The 19,444-nt window shown below is 58.3% G+C and carries 15 protein-coding genes; 6 read left to right on the top strand and 9 right to left on the bottom strand.

The genetic code is table 11. The annotated features are described in order from the left end of the window. The first annotated feature begins 91 nt into the window (after window positions 1–91). Together rho and G1C98_RS00350 are read left to right on the top strand one after the other, a co-directional pair. Window positions 92–2,089: a transcription termination factor Rho gene (gene rho / locus G1C98_RS00345; RefSeq protein ID WP_169078182.1), complete on the top strand. Its 1,998-nt coding sequence runs from the start codon at window positions 92–94 to the stop codon at window positions 2,087–2,089. Window positions 2,090–2,257: 168 nt separating this feature from the next. Continuing rightward, window positions 2,258–2,650, top strand: coding sequence for a chorismate mutase (locus G1C98_RS00350; RefSeq protein ID WP_169078184.1), 393 nt, complete (start codon window positions 2,258–2,260; stop codon window positions 2,648–2,650). A gap of 520 nt (window positions 2,651–3,170) precedes the next feature. On the opposite strand, the gene valS is transcribed toward G1C98_RS00350, so the two are convergent. The 4 genes from valS to G1C98_RS00370 all read right to left on the bottom strand — a co-directional run bounded on the left by valS (window position 3,171) and on the right by G1C98_RS00370 (window position 9,149). Next, the gene (valS, locus tag G1C98_RS00355; RefSeq protein WP_169078186.1) at window positions 3,171–5,954 is read right to left on the bottom strand and encodes a valine--tRNA ligase; all 2,784 of its coding nucleotides are present in this window, start codon (window positions 5,952–5,954) and stop codon (window positions 3,171–3,173) included. A gap of 67 nt (window positions 5,955–6,021) precedes the next feature. After that, window positions 6,022–7,560: an ABC transporter substrate-binding protein gene (locus G1C98_RS00360; RefSeq protein WP_169078188.1), complete on the bottom strand. Its 1,539-nt coding sequence runs from the start codon at window positions 7,558–7,560 to the stop codon at window positions 6,022–6,024. A gap of 109 nt (window positions 7,561–7,669) precedes the next feature. Next, a complete protein-coding gene (nth, locus tag G1C98_RS00365; RefSeq protein WP_169078190.1) occupies window positions 7,670–8,383 on the bottom strand; it encodes an endonuclease III in 714 nt (237 codons plus the stop codon). Between the two features lie 16 nt (window positions 8,384–8,399). Continuing rightward, window positions 8,400–9,149, bottom strand: coding sequence for a winged helix-turn-helix transcriptional regulator (locus tag G1C98_RS00370; RefSeq protein ID WP_169078192.1), 750 nt, complete (start codon window positions 9,147–9,149; stop codon window positions 8,400–8,402). A 173-nt stretch (window positions 9,150–9,322) separates the two neighbouring features. Between G1C98_RS00370 and G1C98_RS00375 the strand changes: the two genes are divergently transcribed. Beyond that, window positions 9,323–10,066, top strand: a complete 744-nt coding sequence (locus tag G1C98_RS00375) for a hypothetical protein (RefSeq protein WP_169078194.1) — start codon at window positions 9,323–9,325, stop codon at window positions 10,064–10,066. A 122-nt stretch (window positions 10,067–10,188) separates the two neighbouring features. Here G1C98_RS00375 and G1C98_RS00380 read toward each other — a convergent pair whose 3' ends face one another. From G1C98_RS00380 to G1C98_RS00400, 5 genes are all read right to left on the bottom strand, one after another. Beyond that, entirely contained in the window at window positions 10,189–10,758 is a 570-nt protein-coding gene (locus G1C98_RS00380) for a manganese efflux pump MntP (protein ID WP_169078196.1), read from the bottom strand. A gap of 1,112 nt (window positions 10,759–11,870) precedes the next feature. Next, window positions 11,871–12,365, bottom strand: a complete 495-nt coding sequence (locus tag G1C98_RS00385; protein WP_169078198.1) for an inorganic diphosphatase — start codon at window positions 12,363–12,365, stop codon at window positions 11,871–11,873. 95 nt (window positions 12,366–12,460) lie between these two features. Beyond that, window positions 12,461–13,705 carry an ATP-binding protein gene (locus G1C98_RS00390; RefSeq protein WP_240944858.1) on the bottom strand — a complete coding sequence of 415 codons (1,245 nt, stop codon included), beginning with the start codon at window positions 13,703–13,705 and terminating at the stop codon, window positions 12,461–12,463. A 227-nt stretch (window positions 13,706–13,932) separates the two neighbouring features. Then, entirely contained in the window at window positions 13,933–15,288 is a 1,356-nt protein-coding gene (locus tag G1C98_RS00395) for a histidine kinase (protein ID WP_169078200.1), read from the bottom strand. Next, window positions 15,285–15,941: a response regulator gene (locus tag G1C98_RS00400; protein ID WP_169078202.1), complete on the bottom strand. Its 657-nt coding sequence runs from the start codon at window positions 15,939–15,941 to the stop codon at window positions 15,285–15,287. Before G1C98_RS00400 ends, G1C98_RS00395 begins: the two co-directional genes overlap by 4 nt. A gap of 196 nt (window positions 15,942–16,137) precedes the next feature. Between G1C98_RS00400 and G1C98_RS00405 the strand changes: the two genes are divergently transcribed. From G1C98_RS00405 to G1C98_RS00415, 3 genes are read left to right on the top strand one after another with little or no spacing between them, the layout of a single operon-like run. Next, window positions 16,138–16,527, top strand: coding sequence for a lactococcin 972 family bacteriocin (locus G1C98_RS00405; protein ID WP_118278251.1), 390 nt, complete (start codon window positions 16,138–16,140; stop codon window positions 16,525–16,527). Continuing rightward, entirely contained in the window at window positions 16,521–18,704 is a 2,184-nt protein-coding gene (locus tag G1C98_RS00410; RefSeq protein ID WP_169078204.1) for a hypothetical protein, read from the top strand. Before G1C98_RS00405 ends, G1C98_RS00410 begins: the two co-directional genes overlap by 7 nt. A 48-nt stretch (window positions 18,705–18,752) precedes the next feature. Then, a complete protein-coding gene (locus G1C98_RS00415; RefSeq protein WP_169078206.1) occupies window positions 18,753–19,406 on the top strand; it encodes an ATP-binding cassette domain-containing protein in 654 nt (217 codons plus the stop codon). Window positions 19,407–19,444 lie beyond the last annotated feature (38 nt).

A 19,444-nucleotide genomic window follows, 5' to 3' on the forward strand; every position in this document is an offset into this window, starting at 1 on the left:
CGTGGATTCTCATCGCGGCGTGAAGCCGCAATCACTCTTCAGAATCGTCAAGGGAATACGGTTTGGCGAATGCTGTGGAAAGGTATGTAACGTGGCCAATAGCCAAGATCTTGAGAGCATGAAATTGCCGGAGCTCAAGGAGCTTGCCAAGCAGATGGGACTGCGCGGCACCTCTACAATGCGCAAGCCGGAGCTGCTTGCCACGCTTCAGGCCGCCCGTTCCGGTGGTGAGGCACCGGCCGGCGTCACCGTCAAAGCTCCGAAGACCAGCACGCCCAAGGCCGCCGAAAAGGCGGAAACCAAGGCTGACAAGGCCGAAAAGACCGTGAAGGCCGACAAGGAAGACAAGGCTGACAAGCCGGCGAAAGCCGAAGCCGTAACGCTTGCCGAGGCTATGCCCGCCAAGTCGGATGAGGCGAAAAGCGCCAAGCGCGATCGCTCCGCCAAGAAGGACAAGGCCCAGGAGGCCGTGGATCTGCTGGCCACGCTGGATCTCGACTCCGCGAAGGATTCCGAGCGCAAGGAGCGCAAGCCGCGTCGTCGCATCCTCGATGAGGATGACGAACTGATCGCCGGCAATGTGCGCCGCCGTCGCCATCGCAAGGATCACGACGCACCCAGCGAGGAAACCGCGCGCGATCTTGACGACATCCTCGCATCCCTGCCGTCCAATAAGGATTCCCGCAACGAGAACGACTCGTACCGTGGCCGCGAGGAGCGCGGCGACCGTGACGGCCGTGATGGACGCGACAACCGCGATCGCCGCGGACGCCGTCTGCGTGGGCGCAACCGTGATTTCGAAGATCGCGACGAACGCCGCAACCGCAACGATCGCAACGACCGCGCCGACCGCAATGCGGAAAACAACGAGAACGACGTTCGCGACAACGGTCGCAACGATCGTGCCGACCGCAACGACCGCGCGGATCAGCAGGCCGATCTGGTGCCGGTCGCCGGCATCGTGGACGTGCTGGAATCCTACGCATTCGTGCGCACCTCCGGCTACCTGCCCGGCCCGAACGACGTGTACGTTTCCATGGGCCAGGTCAAGAAGTACGGGCTGCGCAAGGGCGACGCCGTGCATGGTGCCATCCGTGCGCCGCGCGAGGGCGAACGCCGCAACCAGCGCCAGAAGTTCGTGCCGCTGCAGTCCATCGATTCCATCAACGGCATGAGCGTCGAGGAATCCATGGGCCGCCCGCAGTTCAACAAGCTCACCCCGCTCTACCCGCAGGAGCGCTTGAAGCAGGAAACCACGCCCAACAAGCTCACCGGCCGCATCATGGACATCATCTCCCCGATCGGCAAGGGCCAGCGTGGCCTGATCGTGTCCCCTCCGAAGGCAGGCAAGACGATCACCCTGCAGAACATCGCCAACGCCATCACCACCAACAATCCCGAAGTGCATCTGATGGTCGTGCTGGTGGACGAACGCCCCGAGGAAGTCACCGACATGGAGCGCACGGTGCAGGGCGAAGTCATCTCCTCCACCTTCGACCGCCCGGCCTCCGACCACACCATCGTGGCCGAACTGGCCATCGAACGCGCCAAGCGCCTGGTGGAGCTTGGCCAGGACGTGGTCGTGCTGCTCGATTCCATGACCCGTCTGGCCCGCGCCTACAACATCGCGGCACCGGCCTCCGGCCGTATCCTGTCCGGCGGTGTGGACGCGCAGGCACTGTACCCGCCGAAGAAGTTCTTCGGCGCGGCCCGCAATATCGAAAACGGCGGCTCCCTGACCATCATCTCCTCTGCACTGGTGGAAACCGGTTCCAAGATGGACGAGGTGATCTTCGAGGAGTTCAAGGGCACCGGCAACATGGAACTGCGCCTGAGCCGCGAACTGGCGGAAAAGCGCATGTTCCCGGCCATCGACGTGAACGCCTCCGGCACCCGCCGCGAAGAGCTCATCACCGATCCGCAGGAACTGCCGATCATCTACCGTCTGCGCCGCCTGTTTGGTGGCATGGAGGCCGAGCAGGCCTACCAGACCCTGGTGCCGCGTCTGAAGAAGACCGCGTCCAACCGCGACTTCCTCGCCGCCATCGTGCAGCAGGCCAACGCGAACAACGCCACCAACGGCAACTGATAACGGTGATTGTGGCGCAGAGACGTAGCGTTCTTGCTGCCTGCGCCACCTGATCGTTTCGGCGGGTTCCGGCTATTGCCGGGCCCGCCTTCTTGTTTGCCGCTTGCGGATGTTCGGGAGTGGAGGAGTTCGATGCGGCCGGGGCATTCGGTGGGGTAGTCTGGCCGTATGAGTGATTCCGAACATAGCGACTGGCAGAAGACCACCATCGATTCGGCCCAGGCCGAACAGCACCCGGAAACCGCCCGGGCCGTCGCGAAAATCAAGGCGTTGCGCCAATCCATCGACAACATCGATTCCGCGATCGTTTCGCTGCTTGCGGAACGCTTCAAGGCCACCTCGCAGGTCGGCGTACTGAAGGCCGAAGCCGGATTCGCACCGGAAGACACCAAGCGCGAGGATTATCAGATCGAGCGTCTGCACCGCATCGCTGTCGATGCGGGACTGGATCCGCAGATTGCGGAAATGTACCGGGAATTCGTGGTCACCGAGGCCAAGAAGCGCCATCAGCGCATTGCCGACGCCGGGGGAGATCCTGGCGTGCTCGACGTATTCGCGTGAGATTTTGCCGCGGGATATAGGTGAATACATATCGGTCTGCATCGCTATCCAATAGGGCGATGCAGACTTTTTGTATCCGTATGGACTGAGATAACTGTCGCGTTCTCAGACCAATAACGGTGAATCCGTTCTTTTCAATATTGACAGTCTGGAAGGGTGGGCTGTCGTGGGGCGTGTGAGACCGTAAGCTTGGCTGCTGAGCCGTGAAGCGAAGAGCCCTGTGGGCTCTTCGTAGGCGAGGTGAGCGGCTGTGCCGCGAAGACCGCGTAGCGGTGCCTTGAGTGTGTCGAACACGCCCCACGACAGCCCAACGCCGTTTATATCGTCTAAACTGCGAAGGCCTCTGACCACATGATGGAGTGGTCAGAGGCCTTCTTCCTGTCAGAGCGGTTTGCTCACTTCTTCTTAGGCTTCTTAGCCGGCTGAGCCGTTAAGACGGCAGCCCTGTGGGCTGCCGGTAGGCTCGGCCCGAGCGAGGCGGTAGCCGAGTGAGGGTGGGATTAGCCCACCCTCCCGTTGCTCAGTTCTTCTTAGGCTTCTTAGCCGGCGGCTCGCCGAGTTCGGATTCCTCGACGATCACTTCGGCGGCGGCCTCGGTTTCGGCCTTGGCCTTGTCCATGGCTTCCTTGGCGGCGTCGGCGGTGGCCTTGACGGCCTTGACCGCGGCGACGGCACCGGCGAAGCTGATCTTGCCGACCACGCGGCCGGCTTCGGCGATATCGCCCAGCGCGCTCTGGATGGATTCGCGCACATCGTCGGCCACGCCCAGCGTCACGGAGAGGATCGGGGTCTTCATGGAGACCTTCGCCTTGGACTTGATGCCACGCAGCGCGGCCAGTGCCTCACCGGCATGGGTCAGCAGCTCCGGGGAGACCTTGAATGCGGCAGCCTCATACACGTCCGGGGTAGGCCATGCGGCACGATGCACGGAGCCTTCGCCGGCGTGCATCCAGCTCCACACCTCTTCGGTGGCGTACGGCAGGAACGGGGCCAGCAGGCGGGCGAACGCGTCCAGGCCAAGGCCCAGCGCGGTGCGTGCGGACTTGACCGCGGTCTCGCTCGGCACATTGCCGGTCGCGTCGGCGGTGCCGTAGGCGCGGTTCTTCACCAGTTCGATGTAGTCGTCGCAGAACTGCCAGAAGTAGTTCTCGATGGCCTCCAGAGCCTTGGAATGCTCGTAGGCGTTCAGGGCGGCGGTGGCTTCGCGCACCACCAGAGCCATCTTCGCCATGGCGGCGCGATCCAGCGGCTCGGTCACATCGGCCGGGTTCCAGGTCGCGGTGGCGGATTCGGCCACGTGATGGTTCTCGTCCTCACGGCCGATGGCCAGGGCGAACTTGGTGGCGTTGAGCAGCTTGATGGCAAGACGGCGGCCGATCTTCATCTGGCCTTCGTCGTACGTGGCGTCCAGGCCCAGGCGCGCGGAAGCGGCCCAGTAGCGCACCGCGTCGGCACCGAACTGCTTGATCGGCTTGTCCGGCACGACCACGTTGCCCTTGGACTTCGACATCTTCTTGTGGTCCGGATCGAGGATCCAGCCGGACAGGGTCGCGTGGGCCCACGGCAGGCACTTATTCTCCAAGTGCGCACGGTCCACGGTGGAGAACAGCCAGGTGCGGATGATGTCCTGGCCCTGCGGGCGCAGGTCCATCGGGAACGTGGCGTTGAAGATCGCCTGGTTCTCTTCGCCCGGCTCTTCCCAACGGGTCACGATCTGCGGGGTGAGGGAGGAGGTCGCCCAGGTGTCCATGATGTCCGGCTCGGCGGTGAAGCCGCCCGGCACGTCACGCTGGTCCTCGGTGTAGCCTTCCGGCACATCGTCGGTCGGATCGATCGGCAGGATGTCTTCGCTCGGGGTGATCGGGTGGTCGTAATCCGGGGTGCCGTCTTCCTTTACCGGGTACCACAGCGGGAACGGGACGCCGAAGAAGCGCTGGCGGGAGATCAGCCAGTCGCCGTTCAGGCCGTGCACCCAGTTCTCGTAGCGCACGCGCATGAAGTCGGGGTGGAAGTTGAGCTCCTTGCCGCGTTCGATGAGTTCGGCGTTGAGCTTCTCGTCGGTGCCGCCGTTCTTCAGGTACCACTGGCGGGAGGTGACGATTTCGAGCGGCTTGTCGCCCTTCTCGTAGAAGTTCGTCATACGCTTGGTCGGCGTCGGCTCGCCGTCTAGATCGCCGGATTCGCGCAGGTGATCGACGATGATCTTACGTGCGGAGAACGTGGTCTTGCCTTCGGTCTCCTCGAAGATCTTGCGGCCTTCCTCGCTTTCGATCCAATCCGGCACTTCCATGATGATGCGGCCGTTGCGCTGGATGATGGAACGCAGCGGCAGGTTCAGGTCGCGCCACCATTCGACGTCGGTCACGTCGCCGAACGTACAGCACATGGCGATGCCGGCGCCCTTGTCCATTTCGGCGGCCTTGTGGGCCAGGATCGGGACCTTGACGTGGAACAGCGGGGAGTACACGTACTGGCCGAAGTACTTCTTGTAGCGCTCGTCGTCCGGGTGCGCGATCAGCGCGCCGCAGGCGGCCAGCAGTTCCGGACGGGTGGTCTCGATGTAGATCGGGGTGCCGTCCTCGAAGCGGAAGGCGACCTTGTGGTAGAAGCCCGGGTATTCGCGGGATTCCAGTTCGGCCTGAGCCACAGCGGTCTGGAAGGTCACGTCCCACAGGCCGGGGGCGTCCTTCTGGTAGGCCTCGCCGCGGGCCAGATTGCGCAGGAACGCCTTCTGCGCCACGCGCTGCGGGTGCTTGCCGATGGTGTGGTAGGTCTGGGACCAGTCGATGGACAGGCCCAGGGAACGCCACAGGGCCTCGAACTGCTTCTCGTCCTGGGCGGTGAGCTTTTCGCACAGCTCGATGAAGTTCTTACGGGAGATCGGCACCTGGTCCTTGGCGTTGATCTTCTTGCCGTCGGTGCCTTCAAACGGCGGCTTGAAATCGGGATCGTACTTCAGCGACGTGTCCACGCGCACGCCGTAGTAGTTCTGCACGCGGCGTTCGGTCGGCAGGCCGTTGTCGTCCCAACCCATCGGGTAGAACACGTCGTAGCCCTGCATGCGCTTGAAACGCGCGATCACGTCGGTGTGCGTGTAGGAGAACACGTGGCCCACGTGCAGGTGGCCGGAAACGGTGGGCGGCGGGGTGTCGATGGAGTAGACGGCCTTGCGGTCGCGGGTGTTGTTGAACTTGTAGGTGCCGTTCTCGTCCCAGACGGCACGCCACTTGTCTTCCAGACCGTCCACGCCGACTTTGTCGGGCAGCGGGGTCAGATTTGCATCGATGGATTTGGCTTCAGTCATACGCGCCAGTTTAAAGCTTTTGCATGACAAGAAAGCGCCATTTTCCGCCATAGTGCGGGTAGGGCGGCTACTGCTTGGCGATGTTGGCGAGCGGCAGGCGTTCGTCGGCCATCTGCGCCGAGTACCCGGCGAGCTGCGTGGACGCCACGACTGCCGTCTTGCGGGCGTACAGCCAGTCGCTGGCGGCCGTGGAGCTGACGGTTCGAGCGTATGCCTTCATGCCGTTTTCGTACGCTTCCTGCGTGGTCGACCGCATCGCCTGCGTGTACTGCGTCTGCGCGTCGGCGTTCGTGTAGCGTGAGATGCCGTTCGGATCGGCGAAGTCGGCTGTGCCGTCAACGCCGTCGATGGTGGTGAGCAGCAGCTGGAAATTGCGCTTGCTGATGCAGTCCTGTACTCCCGCGTCGCTCAGTGCGGACACTTCGACCGAAATGCCCTGCTCCTGCAGCTGGCTTGCGATCTGCTGCGCGAGCGATTCATAGGTTTCGTTGGTCACCAACTTCAGCGTGCCGATATAGCTTGACGAGAAGTAGCTCATAAGCTGGCGTCCCCTGTCCGCATTGTGGGCAATCAATCCGGTGAGATCCTCGTAGCCGGGTTCGAGCGGCCCGATGGGTCCGCCGAGCACCTGGGCCACATCGGAACGATTCTGCGTCAGCGCGGTCTTGTCGAGCATCATGCGCAGGGCCGTACGCGCCTGCACATCGGAGAGGATCGAATCGGCGTCGTTGTTGTACAGCAGCGTGACCTTGCGCTCGCTGGTGCCCGATGCGACGCGCAGGTTCTGGTCGTTATCGGCGGATTTCGCGGACGAGGGGTCCGTCGGGATCGCAAGGTCGACATCACCGGCCTTCGCGGCCTTCATTAGCGCGGTGTCGTCGTTGTAGTTGCTGATGACGATGGTGCTTGTTTTGGCGGTGGATTCGCCGGTTGCGGCAAGGGTGATGCGCTTGTTCGGCGTGAAATCCTTGACGCGGTAGGGGCCGGAGCCTGCCGCCTGGGTCTTGTAGTCGATGCCTGCCGCACGGTCGTATACGATGCCGAGCCGCCCGGCGAGCGTGCGCGGCAATGTGGCATCCGGCTGTTTCAACGTGATGACCACGGTGCTGGTATTCGGATTGGAGACCGAGGCGAGCGAGGCGAGTTTGGTGTCCGCGCCGGGCCACTTGTTGGAGACCGCCTGTTGCAGCGACCACACCACGCTGGACGCGTCGAGGGTATGGCCGTTGGCGAATCGCAGCCCGTCCCGCAAGGTGAACGTGAGTGTGAGACCGTCGGACGAGGTCTTCCATGTGGACGCGAGACCGGCGGTGATTTTGTTCTCGTTATTGCGGTCCAGCAACGTCTGGTAGACGTTTCCGATGAGCACGCGGTCGAGTGAAGTGCTGTTCGCGGTGCGTATGTCGAGGGTGTCGGGCGTATCGGTGATGCCCACGGTGACGGTGCCGCCAGACGTTCCCGCAGCGTCGCCGAACAGGCTGCGGTGCGTGATGCGCGGAACCGCCACCAGCAGGGCCACGGCCAATACCGCGGAGACGCCAAGGAATATGAGCCAACGGCTCAGCTGGTTTGCGGTGGATTCCCGATGCTGCGACTTCTTCGACATGTGTCCCAGTGTATCGGTGTGGGTAACGTTCGCGGGCGAGGGCGGTACAGGGACGCCGTGCGATGGAGGGGCGTCGGTGGGACGGCTACAGCGAGATGGCGGTAGACGGCTAGTGTGCGGACGGGCAGGTGCCGGCGAGCGGGCATTCGCCGCAATCGGGCTTGCGCGCGTGGCAGATGGCGCGGCCATGCAGGATTAGACGATGGCTCAGATCGGTCCACTGCTCCGGAGGGAAGCAGGCGGTGATCTCCCGTTCGATGGCCACCGGATTGGGATTCGCGCGCCGCCAGTCGCTGCGCCAGCGCAGTCGCCCGGTCACGCGCATCACATGGGTGTCCACCGGAAAGCCCGGAATATGGAACGCATTGCCCAGCACCACATTCGCCGTTTTCCTACCCACTCCCGGCAGGCTGGTCAGCTCGTCCATAGTGCGCGGCACCTCGCCGCCGAAACGGGTATCCAGCTCCTGTGCCAATCCCAGCAGATGCTTCGCCTTCGCATGGTAGAAGCCAAGCGGGCGTATGATGCGCTCCACATCCTCCGGGTTCGCGGCGGCCAGATCACGGCAGTCCGGGTAGGTTGCGAACAGTTCGGGGGTGACGGTATTGACACGCCTGTCGGTGGTCTGAGCGCTCAGCACGGTTGCGATAAGCAGCTGCAGCGGTGTCTCGAAATGCAGCGCGCATTCGGGCTTGGGGTAGAGGTCGCGCAGAATCGCATACTCGGCATGCATGCGTTCCAGACGAGCCTTGCGGGATTCCCGCCCCCTGCCGGCTGCGGGTGTGGCTGCAGCCGCGGATGATGGCGTGATTGCGGATGGCATGGCTGCCACGATCCGACTACTTATCGGCCGGAAGCGCCGCGGACTTCGCCGCCGACTCCTCGGAATCCTCATCCGGCGGGTCGAAACGGTACCCCACGTTACGCACCGTGCCGATCAGATGCTCGTATTCGCCACCCAGCTTGGCGCGCAGACGACGAATATGCACATCGACGGTTCTGGTGCCGCCGTAATAGTCGTAGCCCCACACCTCCTGCAGCAACTGCGCGCGGGTGAACACGCGGCCGGGATGCTGCACCAGGTACTTCAACAGTTCGAATTCCTTATATGCCAGGTCGATCGGATGGCCGTGCAGCGATGCGGTATAGCCGTTCGTATCCACCACAAGATCGCCGGAACGGATCTGGCCGTCGGCAGCGGCGGTGTTCCCCTCCATGGCGGGCAGTGCGTTCGCCGGCGCATTGCCGCGTTCGGACACGAGCCGCAATCGGCCTTCGACCTCGGCCGGTGAAGCGGTTGAAACCACCACATCCGCGATGCCCCATTGCGAGTTGACCACGGTGAACCCGCCTTCGGTGAGCACCAGCACGATCGGTGTGGATAGTCCGGAAGCGTGAATCAGATTGCAAAGCGTCTTGGCAGTGGCCAGGTCGTCGCGTGCGTCAAGAAAAAGAATCGTGCTTTCAGGCATCTTCACCAGACTGGCGGCATCCATCGGAAGAACACGGATGCGATGGGAGAGCAGCGCAAGTGAAGGCAGCACGGAAGCGGGGTTGCTGGCGGACGTCATAAGCGTCAGGTCAGTCACGTCAAACCCCCTGTTTCTGGTTGCTTATCGATTTGTGGATATTTTACGCGCATATCGTGGACACGCCGGATACGCACTACCCTCCAGAATGCACCCCATTTGTTTAGAGCGTGTAAGGCGTGTGGGGGATTGAGTAGGATGAGTGGGGAACTGAATAAGAATCAGGAGTTGACATGAGCGAAAGCATGGAAAAACGTGGCGCCAAGTGCGCGCGAATGTTGGGCGTGCAGGCTTTGGCATATGCGGTGTTCGTCGTGGTGGCGCTGGCGTTTTCCGCCATGCAGGGGCCATCGGGCACGACGGGTGCGGCGGGCATTGCCGTAGTGGCAGTGGCGGTGCTGGCCGTGTTCCACGTGTGCTGGCCGTTCCGCGCCGGAATCGCGGACCGTATTATCGGAGCCGTCGCAGGCGTGCTGTCGCTGGCATGCGTGGCCACCGCGCTCGGCTCGAAGATCGTTCCCGCCAGCGACGCGATCATGGGCAATGAGCTGACCCGCAGCACCTACCCGATGATGCGCTGGGCGGCCGCCGTCGCAGGACTGCTGGTGGTGCTTACCGTCGTGGCGTTCGGTCGTCAGATGGCCCGCGAGAACAGGTCTCACCTCATCCGCGCGCTGTCGCATTGCGTGACCGGCGGAGCCGCGTCGATCTCGCTGGCCGGTTGGGTGTTCCTGCCGTACGTGGTGGCGGCCGGGCATCATGCCGGCGGTTCGCTGGGCATGCCGGGTTATGTTGCGTTGATCGCCGTGATGGTCGTGGTGGCGCTGCTGCTTGCCTATGCATCCGTGTTCTGGCTGAAGGAACTTGACCCCGCGGACGATGCGCGCGCACCGTGGGTCGGCGTGGCCATGCTGCCGGTCATGCTGTTCGGGTTGATGGTGTTCGCGGCCGCGCTGCTGGTCCAGATCGTCGGCTGAGCTGCGAGACATACCGATACATACTGATACGTACTGAAAAAACGTTGAGGCCTGCGGAGAGAATCCGCAGGCCTCAACGTGTATGTGGCGTCTCGTGCCGTTCGCCAATGCGTTTACATGCTTTACATGCCGAGAAGACTCAGATGCTCAAGCAGCACCTTCACGCCGATAAGAATCAGCACGAAACCGCCGACGATCTGCGCCGGCTTCTGCCAATGCGAACCGAACAGCCGGCCGATGCACAATCCGGCCACCGCGAACAGACCGGTCGTCACGCCGATAATGGCGACCGACAGCCAGATATTAAGATTCATGAACGCGAAACTCACGCCAACGGCGAACGCGTCGATGCTGCACGCGAACGCGATCGGCAGCATGTGCCGCCAATCGAACTCCGGCGTCTCCTTGGCGTTCTCCTCGTCCTCCTCGAACGCCTCGCGGATCATATTGCCGCCGATCAGCGCCAGCAAACCGAAGATGATCCAATGATCCACGGCCGTCACGTACTTGCTGAACGTGGACGTCGCAAAATAGCCGATTATCGGGAACAATGCCTGGAAGCCGCCGAACCACAGCGCGGTCTTCAACGCGTCGCGCTTACGCAGGCGCTTGACGGTCAGGCCTTTGCCGATGGAAACGGCGAACGCGTCCATGGACACGGAAATAGCAATGAGAAATGTCTGCAACAACATAGGTAAGTGAAAGGTTCATCCCGCCGGACTCCCCACGGGATGGGCCTCGACGGGGGCGACCCGCCTACGCCTAGGGGCACCGACACAGAACTGCCGCGCCCACAGGCGGGCTTTGAATTCCCAAGCGAATACTGTTCGCATGCCGAAAAATTACAAGAGACCACTATAACATGGCATGGGGAAATCGCACGGCTGCATTTCCCTCCCTCGTCAGGCCTCCCCGAATCTCCCACTGCGACCCGAATCTCCCACCACGGCCCGAATCTCCCACTGGCTGGATGTTTTCGATCGCTGAGTGACTTCTGAGTGTCCCCTTTTCCCACTGGCTGGATGTTTTGGGCGTCTGGGTGCCCCTTGATCGTCCCTTTCTCCCATTGGCTGGATGTTTTTGGTCGCTGGGCGGCCCCTTGGTGTCTATATTTCCCATTGGCTGGGGGATTTTGTCTGCTGAGTGGCTTGTGAGCGGGCATTTTTCCCAGTCAGTGGAGGTTTTAGGCGTTTGGGGATGGCCTAGGCGTCCGTTTTCCCCATTGGCTGGGTGTTTTTGGCGCGTGGGAAGGTGTTGAGCGTCCTTTTTCTTCCAGCCGGTGGGTGATTATGGCCGCTGAGGAGATTATGGGCGGTGGATTCGTCCAGTCGGTGGGTGTTTTTGCCCGCTGAGAGGTGAATGAGTGGTGGATTCGTCCAGCCAGTGGGTGATTTGGGCCGCTGGGTGGTGTGTGAGCGGGAAATTCCTCCAGCCAGTGGAGCATTTGGGCGTGGGGATGGCTTGTGAGAGTCCGTATTTATCCAGTCGGTGGGGGAATTCGGACGTGGAGTAGGGGAATTCGGATGTGGAGTGGGGAAATTCAGGCGGAGATGGGGGATTTGGGCGGAGATAGGGGGACTAGGGCAGAGATGGGTGTGGGTGTGGATTGGGGAATTCGGACGCAGGCAGGGATTTTGGATGCTGAGGGGATGGGGGGGGCTGGGTGCAGATACAGGAATTAGGGCGTGGATTGGGGAATAAGGAGAGGGAATTCGGGCGCAGAGCGGGGGAATCCGGGCGCTGATCGGGGAAAAGGAAAGCCCACTGCCGAAACAGTGGGCTTTGCAATAGAACAGAGAAGAACTCACTTCTCGCTTTCGGCGAGGCGCTTGCGGGCCGCGACGATTTCCTCTTCGGCCTTGGCGGCACCGGTCCAATAGTCACCCGGCAGGACTTCCTTGCCCGGCTCCAGAGCCTTGTACTGCTCGAAGAAGTGCTTGATTTCGGCCTTGTGGTACTCGGACACGTCGTCGACGTCCTTGATATCGTCGAAGCGGACGTCGGCCGGCACGCACAGCACCTTGTCGTCTCCACCGGCCTCGTCGACCATGTGGTACAGGCCAACGGCGCGGCACTCGACCACGCAGCCCGGGAACACGGAGTTCGGGATCATGACCAGGGCGTCGAGCGGATCGCCGTCCTCGCCCAGGGTGCCGTCGATGTAGCCGTAGTCATCCGGGTAGCCCATAGCGGTGAACAGGGTGCGGTCCAGGAACACGCGACCGGTCTCGTGGTCCACTTCGTACTTGTTCTTGGAGCCACGCGGGATCTCCACCACGACGTTGAAGGTTTCTGCCATTGTTTTCTCCTTGATCGATAAGACCAGCAGTAATTCGTTACCTACGATACCCGCTTTTGCGTCTTGCCGACGCTGTATGCCGCATCGTAAGCGATTCACGTTTGCCGCAGCAGCCACTCCGCTGCCGAATGCGCCACCGCGCCTTTGGCCTGGAATCCTTGTTCGATGCGGAGCACGACATGCCGTTGCTGTTCGGGGATGCCCAAAAACTCGCCTACAGTGCTGAGATGGCGTGCGAAATTGTCTTTATAGGTTTGTCCCGATTTGATCTCAATCAACATGGGAGCGCTCGCATTGGTGAAGTCCAGCAAGTCGACTTCGATTTTGCTGTCGTCCCGGTAAAAGAAGAGCTTGGGCTCCTCGCCGTTGTCGATATGGTTCTTCAGGGTTTCGGCGACGATGAGATTTTCGAAGATTGCGCCGAGATGCGGGCTGAAAAGCAGTTGCTGCCGATTCGTTATTCCTAGGAGATAGCAGAGCAGGCCTGTATCATGAAAGTACATTTTTGGTGTTTTGATGAGTCTTTTGCCTTCATTGGAGAAATAAGGCGCGAGCTGGAACGTGATATAGCTCGAATTCAACATTGACAACCATGTTTTTGCGGTTTGCGCATTGATATCGGCGTCTTTTGCAAGTTTGGCGTAGTTCATCAGATTACCGGAGTTGAGCGCGCACAGACGCAGGAATTTTTGGAAAGATGTGAGATTGCGTACGTCGAGATAATCCGCGACGTCGCGTTCCACGTATGTGCTGACGTAATTCGAGAAAAACACGTCTGTGGGCATATGGGTTTCGAACAATCTTGGATATCCGCCGGATATCATGAAATCATCGGCGGAAAGATTCGTCTGTGCGATACGCGCTTCCTGGAATGAGAAAGGGAGCAGTTCCACGAGTCCGACACGTCCGGCGAGCGATTGCGTGATGTTCTTGAGCAGTCTGAAGTTCTGGGAGCCGGAAAGCACGTATTGGCCAGTGCTGGATCGTTCGTCGGAAGCGACTTGGATCATGGAAAACAGGTCAGGGGCATATTGGACTTCGTCGATGATGAGGTGCTCATTGCGATTGTTGATGAAACCGACGGGATCGTCTAAGGCCTCTTTACGGGTCTGTGGATTTTCAAGGTTGACGTACTGATAGTCCGGAAATACTGATTTGACGATGGTTGATTTTCCGCTTTGCCGAGGTCCTGTGACCGACACCACGGGAAACCATCGTGCCATTTGTGCGATTCTCTCGCCGAGAAGACGTGGGACCATTCGTTTTTTCTCCAATATGTATTGAGTCGGGCTTGCGATCATGGTGCGAGCGGGGTGTGATGGACATGTTGCAATTACCATAATCTTACAATAAGAAAAACCATAATCTTATGGTAGAAAACTCCATAATCATACAATAGGAAACTCCGTAATACCACAATAATGAAAACGTTGAAACTGATCCTGAGTGATTACGCGAGCGATCGTAGTCATTGCGGTATCACGGTATAGGTATATGTAAGACCGTCCTGTGGGTATTCCGCCATCGTTGGGCGGCATATAGTGTGTCGTTGGTTGGATGGTGGTACTCATTCCATCCGAATTCGCATTCGTCCTGTTGAATGGCGGCCATCGGTGTGGTCGGTGTCAAACAAAGGCACGGCGGCTTCCAGTGTCCACTGGTCGTCGGAAGCGGAAATGGATAATTCGCCGCCTAGAGCCGCGAGCCGTGTTTGATATGAACGTATGCCTGTGCCGCCATGAAGCGATGGGTTCATATCGGTTGACGATTCGTCCGGCATCTCCGGGGCATTCGACGGGGCGTCCGATGATATCGGTGAAATGTTTGACGGGATGTTCTGCCAATAATCCGGGCGGGGCGAATCGCAGACGCCGATATGCAAGGTGATGCCGTCGCTCCTTGCGGTAAGGACATACCCTTTTGCAGGGTCGGCGTATTTGAGCAGGTTGCCGAATATCTCCCGAATCAAGCCTTCTACAAGCGTAGCTGTGGTTCTGGGCATTGCCGCGGTCCCCATATCCGGCGCGGCAATGATGCCGCTGATGCCGATATGATCGAGTTTCTTTTGCCCTTGCTCGAGCAACGTCGCGATATCGATTGTTGTCTTGTCGGCATTGCTGCTGGCCAGGTCCATACTGCCGGCGATATGTGTTTCGTGGGATTCGGTATCCGCCGATTGCAAAGTCGTGATGGCTGTGCGTGTGTATTGCAATGCCTCGGTGATGCTCTGCCGTATTTCGGCCAACGAATCGGTATGGTTTCCCGCGTCCGCTGGGTGTTCCTGTACCGTTTCCAAAGCATCGATTTGACGCAATGCGTATGCAAGGTCATTGCAGACGACATCATGCAGTTTGCCGGCGATCATTTCCTGACGCCGATGCATTCCGAGCTGCGAAACGGCATGGTTCCGGTCTTGGTATAGTCGAAGCACGAATCCGCCGCAAGAAGTCGCAAGGAACACTAGACTCATAAACACGGTGTCTTCCAACGAGGAAACCCTGATGAAGAACAGTATCAGGGCGGAAGCCAAGCATGTGCCCAAAGCCAGACGGAACCGCAGATATCCGAGAGTGGCGGCTGCGGCTAATACTGCGAAAACATAGGTGTACGGCAAATTCCACGGTACGTAGCGTTCTGCCGTCCACAGAAGAAGCATGGCCGCTGAAGAGGCTTGCGGATACAGACGGAAAAATACCAGCGTGCCGATATCGCAGCAGATGGAAAAACCGATATAAGGAGAATTCCACTGGAATCCAAAGCTGGGAAGTGCAATATTCGCGATGTAGAGAAGGCCGCAAGCAAGTGCGATACAGGTAAGTGTCTTGTCAAATGCGGATCGCGTATTTTCATTGTGATGACCGCGATTACCTGAATGATGCGCAATAACGTCGAGGCGTGGTAGTGATTGTGGCAGGCGCGTCATAATAGATCGTATTTTTTGCACTCTTTGATGGCCTCCAAACGATTTTTCACGCCGAGTTTTTGTGAGATTCTATGCATATACGTGAATACGGTATTGGTGGTGACTCCGAGTTCCGAAGCGATTTCGGTAGTGCTGGCATCATGCGCATAGCGGCGAAGTACTTGCAGCTCACGTGTGCTGAGTTGCTGAAGTGAGGGTTGGTTCTGGGCTTGCTGCGCCAGCTTGTCGTGCGCCTGTGCGGCGGTCATGAACACAGTCGGATCGGAACTTTCGCCTTTGGCTACAACAGGCAGCAGTTTTTTCAAATCAGCGGCAAGACACTCCTTTGCGACAAGAGCCTGCGCGCCGGCCTGCGCCAGATCGTCGATATATTGCTTGGAATCGTATGCTGTGACGCCGATTATGCCAATGGAGGATGTATATTTTCGTATCTGCGTGCATACGGATGGCCCTGATGCGTCGTTCAATGCCATGTCGAGAATGAGAACATCGGGCTTATGCATTCCGTATAAACAACGGTGAAGCGCTTCCGCGGCGGATGACGTCTGCCAGATGACATGGATTGATGGTGCACTGTTCTCAATCCATTGAGCAAGGGACCTCGCACTCCAAGGATCATTATCCAAAACAGCGACTGTAATAGGTGCACTCACATTAGTGAATATACCCTGCCATGCTTCCGCGGCGAATTGTGCTGTTTTTCTATAAGCAAGATGCGTCTGCGGGGCGTGCGTTCTTCGATCTTCTACGGGGTCAAGTTTTTCTTGACAACCATTTCATTTGACGTTCATCGGAGCATATGTTGAACAGTACCTTCTCTGATGAGGGGGAGGGCGAATGGAGGAAATCATGCTGAAGAAGATATGCAGTGCTGTTGGCGCTATCGTACTGTCAGCAACCATGTTGACAAGTGGAACTGCCATGGCGTTTGCGTCGGATAATACAAATAATCCGGAAAACGTAGTATGCACTGGAGCATGGAATGAATATGAGATCTCCGGGGGAACTCTGGTGTCTCCGTTGGCTGAAGCATATCCTGCTGAAGGCGGTACATGGCAGTATGGATCCAATCCCGCGAAGATGTGGTCTAATTATTGGCATGCAAGTAGATGCCATGGATCATCTGTTGTGACAAGCACCGCCAAGAGCCGTTCCATTGATACCGCTTCGGGGCATTGGTCTTATGCTCAAATCTGGGGCCACGGGTTCGGAATTAAATACTATTACCGTGTTTGCTGATTCCTGTACCGGCGCATGGAGATTTGGCTGACTCAGTTCAATGGATGCATTCCGCTGGATGTTCCGAAATGTTCGAGGTAACGGATATTTCGGAACATCCAACGGAATGGAACCGTGCGATTCTGCATCGGAGCACAGAAGATAGAGGCAAAATGGCAAAGAGGATTCTTGCGGTATTGGGTTTGATCATGCCGTTGTTTGTTTCGTATATCATCGTCGCTACATTGGAATCGTTGGATACGGTGTATCCCATCGGAACCACGACGTTTGTTTCCGTGGATTTTTCGAAGTCCAAGGCGCAGAAGACGGATATTGCCGCGGCACTGGATGCGTTGCCGTACCGCAAAGGCGAATTCGGTGCGCTTTCTAAAACGAAGATGACTTCTGCGGCGGATTCCTCATCGGATTCCGCGGTTTCGGAACTGTTTGTTTTTGGAGACGAATCGCAAGCCGAGCGAGATCTGGCGAACTATCAGTATGGAGGATTCCGTTCCGTCACATTGTCGCCTCTGTCCGATTTGGCGGATGCGAGTATTTCCGGAGCGTATTCGTTCTCGGATACGGCTGCGATAAACTCGTTCGAGAAACTGGTGAAAACCTATGATGGCTCCATCGTCAACGGCGGACGTCGAGTTTCGAATGCCGATGTATTCGGGTTGCTGTCCAATAATCAGTCGGGCGCTTTCGGCGTTGCCGTGCTTTGCGTGGCGATATGTGCGACGGGTTGGTCATGGGCGGGCAATCGGGAGAAGCTCCATTCGGTGCTTATCCTGAATGGCGTTGGCAATGGGCGTATTCTTTATCAAGACATCGTTGATTTCTCGAAGATCTGTCTGCCATGGTATTGCCTGAGTGGAATAGGCGCGTCTGCGGTCGTTCTGCTGACTCATGCGGTGAATTCCATTGCCGTGTATTGCAAAGCGTATCTATCGGTAACTGTGGGGCTTGCGCTGCTGTTCGGCGTGGTGATTGCGGTGTTCTCGTTGCTGACGATGCCGTCGATTCGACAGTTGGCCGCGCGCCATACGCTCTCCAAACGACTGCTATGCGGCCAGATTGCATGGAAATTCGTCTGCGTGGTGCTCGCCTTGGTTGCCGGTGTCACATCCTCGTACGCGTTCATGGTTGCTTCGCAACAGCTGAATTCCGCCAGACAATGGCAGAATTTGGGGGCAGTGGTTTCCGTGGAGACCCTTGCTGATCCGGCGGATTCAAGTGCGGAAGCAAGCGGGGCTTTCCAACGGTTCCTGGATGCCGAGGACGCAGCGGGGGAAATGTACCTATCGTATTCGGTATCTCCAGCGCTGGTCTATGGCAGTAACGGAAACGCTCCTACGAAACGCGAAACGTTGCAACAGATAGCACCTTATGACGATGTTGTCATCGTGAATACGTCGTTTCTGAAACTGATGCATATCTCCGAGAACAGCTTGAAGAAAACAACATCGGCCCATATTCCGAATGTCCTCGCGAAATCGTTGAAAGATTACGATGGAATATGGATGAACAAGCAATCCCCAATAACAATGGAGGATTGCCTATACGAATGGAAAGGCGACAAAGCGTTTCCATCCTTGGAATACAACGCTCAATCCGGAGTGTTCGCATCATTGCGTAATCCGCTGATAATTCTCACCGATAACGCCAGCTCGATGTTCGATCTGAATAGCTTCCTGTATCCGGCTATGTCTTCAACGAATATACAGTTCGTCAACGCTGATTCCGTGAGTAGAATCGCCAAGGAATCGGTAATGGCTCCATACATCACTTCCGTGAGCCGTGTGGCCGATGATGCGATGTACCAGTATCGTCTTGATATTCAGCAGCGCAATCTGAATCTTTGCTTCGTGGTCGTCATTTTGTGCGAGACGTTTTTCTGCATGATGCAGGATGCGGTTCTCTGGATGTATGAGAAGCGGAGGATGTTGTTCATCCGGCATACATCGGGAGCTTCCTACGCGCGCATCGTGCTGCCTTACTTCATATCGCAATTGGGGTTGCTGCTTGCCGCATTGCTGGCTGCTTGGTGGTACGTCGGGCAGCGTCGGCTGATGGTGGGAAGTGCTTCATTACTGATGCTGCTGCTGTGCTTGGCGTGTGCGGTTGTCGAGTTCGTGTCGTTGCTGTTGGCAGCACGGCAATGCTTTGCTGATGTTGTGCAACGGGCGGCTTGCTAGATGCCGGCCGGGCGATGAAACGGAATTACATGAATGAAGGAGTTTGCCATGACCGTCGAACTTGATGATGTTGCATGCGTGATTCAGGGGAATACCATTTTCCGTCATATCAACGCCCGGGTTGACGGCGGCATGATGGTTGCGCTTACCGGCCCATCCGGCAGTGGTAAGACGACATTGCTTGGCATCATGTCGTTGCTGATGAAACCTTCGGAGGGTGATGTCGTCGTCAATGGCGAAAGCACCTTGCGGTGGACGGATCGTCAGCGTCGAGCGTTCTGGAGAAACGCTGTGTCATTCGTCTATCAGGATTACGGAATGATTGACGAGGAAACCGTATTCTACAATCTGACTTTCAAGCATAAGCATTACAATCCCAAACGGAATAGACTGCCTAAAAAGCTTTCGCGGCTGTTGTCTGAAACCGGCATGTCGGGCAGGCTGAATGATTTGGCGGCAGTGCTGTCTGGTGGTGAGAAGCAGCGTGTTGCCTTGGTGCGGGCGCTATGGAAACGATCCGCCTACATTTTTGTGGACGAGCCTACGGCGTCGTTGGATGAGATTAATCGGGGAATCGTGATTGGGCTTCTGCGTCAGGCTGCCGCGAGAGGTGCCTGTGTGGTCGTTTCGACGCATGATGCCGCCTTGGTGAATATGTGCGACCGGAAAATTCTTCTCGGCGGGGCGGAATCTGGTAAATGATGCGGTCCTGTCGGTTATATGGTGTTTTGTTCCACCGG

Source organism: Bifidobacterium erythrocebi (assembly GCF_012932675.1).
Classification (GTDB): domain Bacteria; phylum Actinomycetota; class Actinomycetes; order Actinomycetales; family Bifidobacteriaceae; genus Bifidobacterium; species Bifidobacterium erythrocebi.